The sequence below is a fragment of the Streptococcus sp. SK140 genome, assembly GCF_000259525.1.
Classification (GTDB): domain Bacteria; phylum Bacillota; class Bacilli; order Lactobacillales; family Streptococcaceae; genus Streptococcus.
The window spans coordinates 54,151-65,169 of the sequence record NZ_AJML01000016.1; the positions used below are offsets into that span (position 1 = coordinate 54,151).

Here is an 11,019-nt window from a genome sequence, read left to right on the forward strand (position 1 = left end):
ATGACTAATTACGTTGCAATTGATATTGGTGGAACTAATATCAAATATGGTTTGATTGACCAAGATGGACAACTGGTAGAGTCTCACGAAGTAGCAACTGAGGCACACAAGGGTGGTCCACACATCTTACAAAAAACAAAAGACATTGTAGCTAGCTATCTCGAAAAAGGTCCAGTGGCAGGTGTGGCGATTTCCTCTGCGGGAATGGTTGACCCTGATAAAGGTGAGATTTTTTATGCTGGTCCTCAGATTCCGAACTATGCTGGGACTCAATTTAAAAAAGAAATTGAAGAAAGTTTCCAAGTTCCTTGTGAGATTGAAAATGATGTCAACTGCGCAGGGCTAGCAGAAGCGGTATCTGGTTCAGGAGATGGTGCGGGCATAACGCTATGCTTAACCATTGGGACAGGTATCGGTGGTTGCTTAATCATTGACGGCCAGATTTTCCATGGATTTAGTAATTCTGCCTGTGAAGTTGGCTATATGCATATGCAAGATGGGGCTTTCCAAGATTTAGCTTCTACAACTGCCTTGGTCGAGTATGTAGCCAAGGCTCATGGTGAAGAAGTAGCCCATTGGAATGGTCGTAGAATTTTCAAAGAAGCTACAGAAGGCAATAAACTCTGTATGGAGGGAATTGACCGTATGGTAGACTATCTTGGGAAAGGTCTTGCTAACATCTGTTATGTTGCCAATCCAGAGGTTGTTATACTAGGTGGTGGTATTATGGGGCAGGAAGCGATTTTGAAACCGAAAATTCGTACAGCTCTGAAAGATGCGCTTGTTCCAAGTTTAGCGGAAAAAACAAGATTAGAGTTTGCGCGTCATCAAAATACTGCGGGTATGCTTGGAGCTTACTATCACTTCAAAACAAAACAATCCTAAGTTGGCCTTGCCAATTTAGGATTTTTTAGTCATAAACAGCAAAATGATCATTTAGTAAAAATCTAGTTAAAAATTTGAAAACCCTTGCATTTTTTAATATAACATAGTATATTTATAATAATGCGAAAACTCTAGAAAAATTCTTGCTAATGGAAGCATTATTTTATTTTTAGAAAATGTAAGCGATTTCTACAATCTTATATTTACTCAAAATAAATAGCTCTGAAAAAGAATTTTAAGCTAGGGAATCAAACAAAAATTGTCGCCAGATAAAACTGGGCTCGGGCAGTAGCTGACTGCTCTAGAAGATTAGGAGTATTTGATGAAACAATATTTTTTAGAAAAAGGTCGAATATTTAGTATTCGTAAACTGACTGTTGGTGTTGCTTCTGTAGCAGTCGGTCTTGCTTTTTTTGCATCTGGTAATGTTGCGGCTAGTGAACTTGTGACGGAACCAAAACTTGAAGTAGATAGTCAAGCAAAAGAAGTGGCAGATGTAGATCATAAAAAAGAAGAAGCAGTTAAAGAAGAAGTAACTGAAAAAACAGAACCTGCTATCGAGAAAGTAGCAGGGGAAGGAAAGACTGCTGAAGTGGCTGGCGATTTACTCCCTGAAGAAATTTCTGATCGTGCTTATCCTGATACACCAGTGAAAAAGCTTGATACTTCAGCAATTGTTTCAGAGAAAGAAAGTCCACAAGTAGAGACTAAGAGCATTTTGAAACCTACAGAAGCAGCTCCATCTGAAGCTGGAAAAGAAAATAGAGCCATTATCAATGGTGGACAAGACCTTAAGCATATCAATTATGAAGGTCAACCAGCAACATCTGCTACTATGGTTTATTCAATCTTTAGCTCACCTTTGGCCAATGGCGGTAGTCAGCGATACCTTAACTCAGGTTCAGGTATCTTTGTTGCTCCAAATGTCATCTTGACAGTGGCCCACAACTTCTTGGTCAAGGATGCAGATACTAATGCGGGTTCTATCCGTGGTGGTGATACGGCTAAGTTCTATTACAATGTAGGTTCAAATACTGCTAAGAATAATTCTTTGCCAAGCTCAGGAAATACTGTTTTGTTCAAGGAAAAAGATATTCATTTCTGGAACAAAGAAAAATTCGGTGAAGGCTATAAGAATGACCTAGCCTTGGTTGTAGCCCCAGTTCCACTTTCAATTGCAAGTCCAAATAAGGCAGCTACCTTTACTCCTTTAGCAGAACATCGAGAATACAAAGCTGGAGAACCTGTTAGCACCATCGGTTACCCTACAGATTCAACGTCTCCAGAATTGAAGGAACCAATTGTTCCAGGTCAATTGTATAAGGCGGACGGTGTTGTTAAAGGTACTGAAAAGTATGATGATAAGGGAACAGTGGGTGTTACCTATCGTTTGACTTCTGTATCAGGTCTTTCAGGTGGTGGAATTATCAACGGTGAAGGAAAAGTTATCGGAATTCACCAACGTGGTACTGTTGATAATGCAAACATTGCTGAAAAAGATCGCTTTGGAGGAGGGCTTGTCCTCTCACCAGAACAATTGGCATGGGTCAAAGAAATCATTGACAAGTACGGTGTTAAAGGCTGGTATCAAGGCGATAACGGCAATCGTTATTACTTCACTCCAGAGGGAGAAATGCTTCGAAATAAGACAGCTGTTATCGGTGAAAACAAATATTCCTTCGATGAAAGTGGTGTAGCAACTCTCCTTGAAGGTGTTGACTATGGACGAGTTGTTGTCGAACACCTAGACCAAAATGATAATCCAGTCAAAGAAAACGATACTTTTGTTGAAAAGACAGAAGTTGGAACTCAGTTCGACTATAACTATAAAACAGAAATTGAAAAGACTGACTTCTTCAAGAAGAATAAAGAAAAATATGAGATTGTATCGATTGATGGCAAAACTGTCAATAAGCAACTAAAAGATGCTTGGGAAGATGATTATAGCGTTGTGAGCAAGGCTCCTGCAGGAACTCGCGTTATCAAGGTTGTTTATAAGGTCAATAAAGGTTCCTTTGACGTTCATTATCGTTTGAAAGGTACCGACCAAGAATTGGCAACTGCAACTGTGGATGATAACGATGGTAAAGAATATGAAGTTTCCTTTGTTCACAGATTCCAAGCCAAAGACATTGCAGGCTACCGTGCAGTCAATGCAAGCCAAGAAGCAACAATCCAACATAAAGGGGTGAATGAAGTTATTTTGGAATACGAAAAAATTGAAGATCCAAAACCAGTAACTCCTGCAACTCCAGTAGTGGATCCAAAAGACGAAGAAACAGAAATTGGAAACTATGGACCACTACCAAGCAAGGCCCAATTGGACTACCACAAGGAAGAATTGGCTGCCTTCATCCACTATGGTATGAACACTTATACCAACTCTGAGTGGGGAAATGGTCGAGAAAATCCTCAAAACTTTAATCCAACAAACCTTGATACAGACCAGTGGATTAAGACTTTGAAGGATGCTGGGTTCAAACGAACAATCATGGTTGTCAAACACCACGACGGTTTTGTAATTTATCCATCTAAATACACAGACCATACGGTAGCTGCAAGTCCATGGAAAGACGGTAAGGGAGACCTTCTCGAAGAAATCTCTAAATCAGCAACGAAGTATGACATGAATATGGGTGTTTACCTATCACCATGGGATGCCAATAACCCTAAATATCATGTTTCAACTGAAAAAGAGTACAACGAATACTACCTCAACCAACTGAAAGAAATCCTTGGCAATCCTAAATACGGAAATAATGGTAAATTTATCGAAGTTTGGATGGACGGTGCGCGTGGTAGCGGAGCTCAAAAAGTAACCTACACCTTTGACGAATGGTTCAAGTACATCAAGGAAGCTGAAGGAGATATCGCTATCTTCTCTGCTCAACCAACAAGTGTCCGTTGGATCGGTAATGAACGTGGTATCGCTGGAGATCCAGTTTGGCATAAGGTTAAGAAAGCTAAAATCACTGACGATGTGAAGAATGAATATCTCAACCATGGAGACCCAGAAGGAGATATGTACTCTGTCGGTGAAGCAGACGTTTCTATTCGTTCAGGTTGGTTCTACCATGACAATCAACAACCAAAATCAATCAAAGATTTGATGGATATCTACTTCAAGTCTGTTGGTCGAGGAACGCCACTTCTCCTCAATATTCCACCTAATAAAGAAGGTAAATTCGCAGATGCAGATGTGGCTCGCTTGAAAGAATTCCGAGCAACCTTGGATCAAATGTATGCGACTGACTTCGCCAAGGGAGCAACTGTAACTGCAAGCTCTACTCGTAAGAATCACTTGTATCAAGCAAGCAACCTAACCGATGGTAAGGATGATACTAGTTGGGCATTGTCAAATGATGCCAAGACAGGTGAATTTACTGTGGATCTCGGTCAAAAGAGACGCTTTGACGTAGTCGAACTCAAAGAAGATATTGCTAAAGGTCAACGTATCTCTGGATTTAAGGTTGAAGTTGAGCTCAATGGTCGCTGGGTTCCATATGGAGAAGGTTCGACTGTTGGTTATCGTCGTCTCGTCCAAGGTCAACCTGTGGAAGCACAAAAGATTCGTGTGACTATCACGAATTCACAAGCAACTCCTATTTTGACAAACTTCTCTGTTTATAAGACACCAAGTAGTATCGAAAAAACAGACGGCTATCCTCTAGGCTTGGATTACCATTCAAATACAACAGCTGATAAAGCAAATACAACCTGGTATGACGAATCCGAAGGCGTTCGTGGAACATCCATGTGGACCAATCAAAAAGATGCTAGCGTAACCTACCGTTTCAATGGAACTAAGGCTTATGTCGTATCTACAGTGGATCCAAATCACGGTGAAATGTCAGTTTATGTGGATGGTCAAAAGGTTGCAGACGTACAAACTAATAATGCAGCTCGTAAACGTAGCCAGATGGTTTATGAGACAGATGACTTGGCTCCAGGTGAACACACCATCAAACTCGTCAACAAAACTGGCAAAGCTATTGCAACTGAAGGTATCTACACGCTCAATAATGCTGGTAAAGGTATGTTTGAGTTGAAAGAAACTACCTATGAAGTTCAAAAAGGCCAACCAGTTACTGTAACCATTAAACGTGTTGGTGGTAGCAAAGGAGCTGCAACAGTCCATGTCGTGACTGAACCAGGAACAGGGGTTCACGGTAAGGTTTATAAGGATACAACAGCTGATTTGACCTTCCAAGAAGGTGAAACAGAAAAGACTTTGACAATTCCAACAATTGACTTTACGGAGCAAGCTGACTCTATCTTTGACTTCAAAGTGAAAATGACAAGCGCTTCAGACGAAGCTTTGCTTGGCTTTGCTTCAGAAGCAACGATTCGAGTGATGAAAGCTGAATTGCTTCAAAAAGATCAAGTCAGTCATGATGATCAGGCCAGTCAACTTGACTATAGCCCAGGTTGGCACCATGAAACCAATTCATCAGGTAAATACCAAAACACTGAGTCTTGGGCGTCATTTGGTCGTTTAACGGAAGAGCAGAAGAAAAATGCTAGCGTAACAGCCTACTTCTACGGTACAGGTCTCGAAATTAAAGGTTTTGTAGACCCAGGTCATGGTATCTACAAGGTGACGTTAGACGGTAGAAGAGTCGAGTATCAAGATGGCCTAGGTAATGCGTCTGAATACAACGGTAAGAAGTACTTCAGTGGTACAGCTGCCACACGTCAAGGTGATCAGACTCTCGTTCGTCTAACAGGACTTGAAGAAGGTTGGCATGCTGTAACCTTGCAATTGGATCCAAAACGTAATGATACTACGAAAAATATTGGTATCCAAGTTGACCAGTTTATCACGCATGGAGAAGATAGTGCTCTTTATACCAAAGAAGAGTTGCTTCAAGCTATGAAGAACTGGAAGGATGAATTGGATAAATTTGACCAAACAAGCTTGAAGAACACTCCAGAGGCACGTCAAGCCTTTAAGTCAAACTTGGACAAATTATCAGAGCAACTTTCAGCAAGTGATGCTAAACCACAAGAAGTTCTCAAAACAGCTACAGTCTTGCAAACGATCCTTGATAAGGAAGAAAACTACGGTGTCGAAGAAACACCAGCTCAACCAGAAGAGCCTAACTATGATAAGGCTATGGCAAGTCTAGCAGAGGCTATTCAAAACAAGACCAAAGAACTAGGTGATGATAAGGAAGCTAAGAAGAAACTAGTTGAGTTATCAGAGCAAGCTCTTACTGCTATTGAGGCAGCTAAGACTCAGGATGCGGTAGACAAAGCCTTGCAAGCAGCTCTAACTTCTATCAACCAACTTCAAGCGACTCCAAAAGAGGAACCAAAACCAGAGAACCAGCCACCGAAGAGCCTAAGATTGACTATGATAAGGCTATGGCAAGTTGGCAGAAGCATTCAAAACAAGAGCAAGGAACTAGGAGCGATAAAGAAGCTAAGAAGAAACTAGTGAGTTTCAGACAGCTCGCATCGAAGCAGCTAAAAGTCAGGATGCAGTTGATAAGGCCTTGCAAGCAGCTCTAACTTCTATCAACCAGCTTCAAGCAACTCCGAAAGAGGAAGAAAAACCAGAGCAACCAGCCAACCAGAAGAGCCTAAGATTGACTATGATAAGGCATGGCAAGTTGGCAGAGGCTATTCAAAACAAGACTAAGGATAGGTAGCGATAAAGAAGCTAAGAAGAAACTAGTGAGTTTCAGACAGGCTCTTACTGCTATCGAAGCAGCTAAAACTCAGGATGCAGTCGATAAGGCCTTGCAAGCAGCTCTAACTTCTATCAACCAACTTCAAGCGACTCCAAAAGAGGAAGTAAAACATTCAAATCTTCCAACTGAAGGAGATAAGGTATTAGTTCAAACGCAACCAAGTCTTGAAGTAACGACAGAACAAATCGCCTTTAATACTGTTCATCGTGAGAATACCTTCTTAGCCAAAGGCAAGGAACAAGTTGTTTCAGAAGGTAAAGCAGGTCAAGTAACGACATATGTAGAAGTAGATGGAGATACACGTAAGACAGTTAAGGTTGAACGTGAAGAAGCTCAAGATCGTGTCATCGAAGTTGGTACTTTTGAAGGAACATCTGTGCCAGGTGATGGCGTTAAAAAATTGAGCTTTACTCAACCAAACCTTGAGGTAGTAGAAGAAGCTCTCAACTTCAAGACTGTTAAACGAGAAGATCCAACTCTGCCAGAAGGTGAAACTCGCGTAACTCAGGTAGGTCGCGCAGGCAAGGAACGTATCTTAACAGAAGTAGCACCAGATGGAAGCCGGACTGAAAAATTGCGTGAAGTTGTTGAAGTGGCGCAAGATGAGATTGTGCTAGTCGGAACTAAGAAAGAAGAATCAGGCAAAACAGAGGCAGCTATCCATGAAGTACCAGAGTTTACTGGTGGTGTGAATGGTTCAGAAGCAGCTATCCATGAAGTACCAGAGTTTACTGGTGGTGTGAATGGTTCTGAGGCAGCTATCCATGAAGTACCAGAGTTTACTGGTAGTGTGAATGGCTCTGAAGCAGCTGTCCACAGAGTTCCAAACTTTGAAGGAGGAGTTTCTGGTGGGGAAGCACCTATCCATCAAGTTCCAGGATTTAATGGTGGTGTAAATGGTTCAGAAGCAGCTATTCATGAAGTCGCTACACACAAGGATGAACAGTCGCATGTGGCTCAGGATATATCACCAGATAAGACTTATCAAGCACCTACAAATCGTCAAAATATTCTCCCTGAGACAGGCGCTAAAGAAACTGCTACCCTTGCAAGCTTAGGAGCTGTAGGAGCACTTCTTGGTCTAGCTGCAATGGGAAAGAAAAAAGAAGACGAATAGAATCTGTCAAACTCAAGAAAGACTGTTGAGGAAGTATAGATTTTATGGAACTTATTGCAGAATATTAAAGAAACTGCTGTAATAACTGTCCAAACTTTAGAGATTGAAACCAATAACTAATCTCAATTATAAAAAGCGAGCAAAACGAGTTTTCTGATAAACAGAAGCTGGTCTTGTTCGCTTTTTGGGGTCTTTGTCAACTGTAGTGGGGTGATGAAAGTTAAGATCTGTAGAGGTTGGGAATACTATGAATTCGCTTCGTAGTAATGAAGCTAGGTTCTGGAGGTGTGTAAATCTTCTAGAAGACCTATATTCAATTTGATGATACTAGAGAGCAAAAAAACTATTTGCAGAACGACAGATATGTGTTCATATGTTTTATATAAGAATCTTGAAATCTTGGATGGTATTTCGCCTATAATATCCTATTTTATTCTTAGTTTTTTTGTTCGTACCCTGTTTCATTCTTAGATAATGATTTTAAGTGTTATTAATGTTAAATTTAAATAGCTTCATTTATATATTTTATAGAAATTATCATATTTTTAATCAAAGTGATATATATGATTTTTGTATCATTATATATTTTTTATAGTATTTTTGTTATTAAATATCATATTTCTTGCTTTTATACAGTAATAATGTATAATGAAAGTGAATATAATTAAAAAAGGAGACTGCAATGTTTTTTAAACGTTCAAACGGTGAATTCCGTGAAACCGATCGAGTGACTCGGTTCAAATTGATTAAGTCGGGTAAGAATTGGTTGCGCGCATCTACTTCGAACTTTGGGCTTCTAAAAGTGATTCGAGGTCAAGTCGAAGAAACTATCGTAGCCGAGGTACGTGAAGATGCTGCTTCAGTTAAGGGATTGACTAGTCGAGGTTTCATAAAAGGAATCGTAGTAGCAACAGCTGTCCTCGGTGCAACAACACTTGTAAATACAGGGTATGCTGATGAGCAAGGGAAGGACGCAGTTCCTACATCGGCTTTAGTAAGTTCAGCAGAAGTTGCAACAGGATCAGAATCATTAAGTGAGCAAGATTCTAAAGAGTCACCAGTAGTTGACAACGAATCTGCCACAGAAGCAAAGGTAACAGCAGCAACTTCAACTGAGGTAGCTGAAGATGTTCCAGCGGTGGATGATAAAGCTGTCTTAGAACAAAATGCTTCTGAAGCAGCTTTGTTGACAAAAATTGCAGATAAATATGCGTCAAACCATCAAAATTCAGAGCAAAAAGCAGCAATCAGTGACGCAGTTGCTAAAGTTCAATCAGAATTATCAGCCGGAACTAATTTGACGGAAGCTACTGCTCAATCATACGCTGATCAACGTGCACGTTTGAGCAAGTCAGTAGATGATATGATGGCAACCTTGAAAGCCGCAGGTTTCAATGGAAATACAACTGTCAATGGTGCACCTGCAGTATCAGCACAACTGGATGCTATCTCAACTTCAAATACACTGACAGCAACATCTGTTTCTCCAAAAATGGATGAACCAAATGGAGCTTCAATTGAGGATCCAGCATGGAACAATGCAAATTATCAATTGGATCCAAATACAGATCGCTATACTTATTCAATCTGGGATCTTCAAAACTGGGCAGGTTCTGCAAATCAAGGTGGTGTTACCTATAACAATGGTGGCTACTATGTCACCTTCTCAGTAGACCGTTCTGCTGTAGGAACGACAAAGACGCCAACTGTTCATGCCCGTTTGGTAGAAAAAGCTACGGGCAAAGAAGTAGAAACTTTGGATATGACTGCCAAGTCAATTTACCAATTTAAGACTTTAGTGCAAGAAAATCCTACTTATGCACCTCAATTTGAATATACTTCTGGAGAAGCTTCACAAATTCTGGGAACATGGACTAACAACCGCGATGCTGGTCCTACTTTAGATGACAGATATAAACACCATATTCTTCAAGTTCGTGATACAGTTAAACCAGGAAATGTTGGAGAAACAAAACCGAATGTTCAAACGGTCATCCCAATTGAAAAAGTAACCCATACCACCCACTATAAGGTAGAGGGTACGAACGAGGAATTGGCTTCATACGCTCAAACGGGTATTGAAAGCCAAGCTTATCACGCCTCTAATCCGCGTACATTTGAAGGTTACGAATTCACACGGACTGATGCAGAAAAAGATATGAGCGGTTTCTTAGGTGGTGTTGGAGCTAAGTACCTAGAACTTCAGGGTGGGCGCGCTCACTACTATGTGAAACGTATTGTAGAACAAGTCGATAAAGATGGGACATCTGTTGTTAAATTGTATGCTTTAGATCCTTCGAAGGTGTCATCATATAGCCCGGCAACTGATGTAAATAATCTTAATTTAGATAACTATACATTGTTGTATACCTCAGATCCTGTTAAACCAGGAGGTAAGCCAACACCTGCTGGAACAACAGATGCCTTAAAAGATTTGGGATATGTTGACAGTAAGGATGGACAATACCATCTTCGTGTACAAACATATACTGATAGTGGAAATGGGAATGTGCGCTTGAGTGGTTGGTACAATAAAGCAACAGGGGATGCCTTTACGGGCTCACCGCAATTCTCAACGGATGTTGATCCTGTTCGAAATAATACTTCTAATATCATCGGTGGGAATACACCAGGAGATAAAGCTTCAGGCTATCCATCATTCTTCAACAACTACTCACTTCCTTCTGTTAAACAAATTTCTACAGATGTAACTCACTACTACCGTAAATCAGAAGTTACAGGTAATGTTTACGTGCATTATCAAGATACAGAAGGTAAGCTTATTAAGCCAGATGTAACTGATGAAAAAGACCAACCAATTAATAAGGCCTATGATACAGTTGTTGACAACCGTCCACAAGAAATTGAATTCGAAGGCAAGACTTATGAACTGGTACCAGCTGGTAACTATACAGTAGGTGAAGTTGATGAGGAAGGTCACTTGAAGTCAACAGACCCAACAACAGGTGCAGTTGCCAAAGAGGATAAGAATGTAACTTACATCTACAAACTTAAAGAAAAGCCAAAAGGTGAAGTGGTTATTACTTATGTAGATGAAAATGGTAAAGAGATTCAAAAACCTCGTCAAGATACACCAAACTCACCATACGATACACCATATGACACCACTGAAGAAGGTGAAAAACCAAACACAATCAAGAGTGAAGATGGTAAGACATATAAGATCGTACCGAAGGGTGACTATCCAGTAGGTAAGGTTGATGAGAATGGTCACCTTGAAAAGTCTGATCCAGTTTCAGGTAAGGTTACTAAACCAAAATCAACCATCACTTATGTTTATAAAGAAGTGAATGGTAATGT

Annotated in this window: 5 protein-coding genes; all 5 read left to right on the forward strand. The window is 40.4% G+C overall.

The window, feature by feature from the left end; all coding sequences use genetic code 11:
* On the forward strand, positions 1-885 hold the full coding sequence (locus HMPREF1116_RS04870) for an ROK family protein (protein WP_000186504.1): 885 nt from the start codon (positions 1-3) through the stop codon (positions 883-885).
* Between the two features lie 322 nt (positions 886-1,207).
* Complete coding sequence (locus HMPREF1116_RS11660; RefSeq protein ID WP_007554785.1) at positions 1,208-6,325, forward strand: alpha-L-fucosidase; 5,118 nt, start codon at positions 1,208-1,210, stop codon at positions 6,323-6,325.
* 58 nt (positions 6,326-6,383) lie between these two features.
* Positions 6,384-6,539, forward strand: a complete 156-nt coding sequence (locus HMPREF1116_RS12225; protein ID WP_007554773.1) for a hypothetical protein — start codon at positions 6,384-6,386, stop codon at positions 6,537-6,539.
* Positions 6,540-6,564: 25 nt separating this feature from the next.
* Positions 6,565-7,698 (forward strand): SIALI-17 repeat-containing surface protein, encoded by a 1,134-nt coding sequence (locus HMPREF1116_RS12070; RefSeq protein WP_007554792.1) that lies wholly within the window; start codon positions 6,565-6,567, stop codon positions 7,696-7,698.
* A 682-nt stretch (positions 7,699-8,380) separates the two neighbouring features.
* The coding region (locus tag HMPREF1116_RS11800) for an accessory Sec-dependent serine-rich glycoprotein adhesin (protein ID WP_000465518.1) at positions 8,381-11,019 on the forward strand (2,639 nt) is incomplete at its 3' end.

Excerpts from the sequence above, each read along its gene's own strand:
- HMPREF1116_RS04870 (WP_000186504.1), top strand. The coding sequence starts at position 1 with ATGACTAATTACGTTGCAATTGATATTGGTGGAACTAATATCAAATAT.
- HMPREF1116_RS11660 (WP_007554785.1), top strand. The coding sequence starts at position 1,208 with ATGAAACAATATTTTTTAGAAAAAGGTCGAATATTTAGTATTCGTAAA.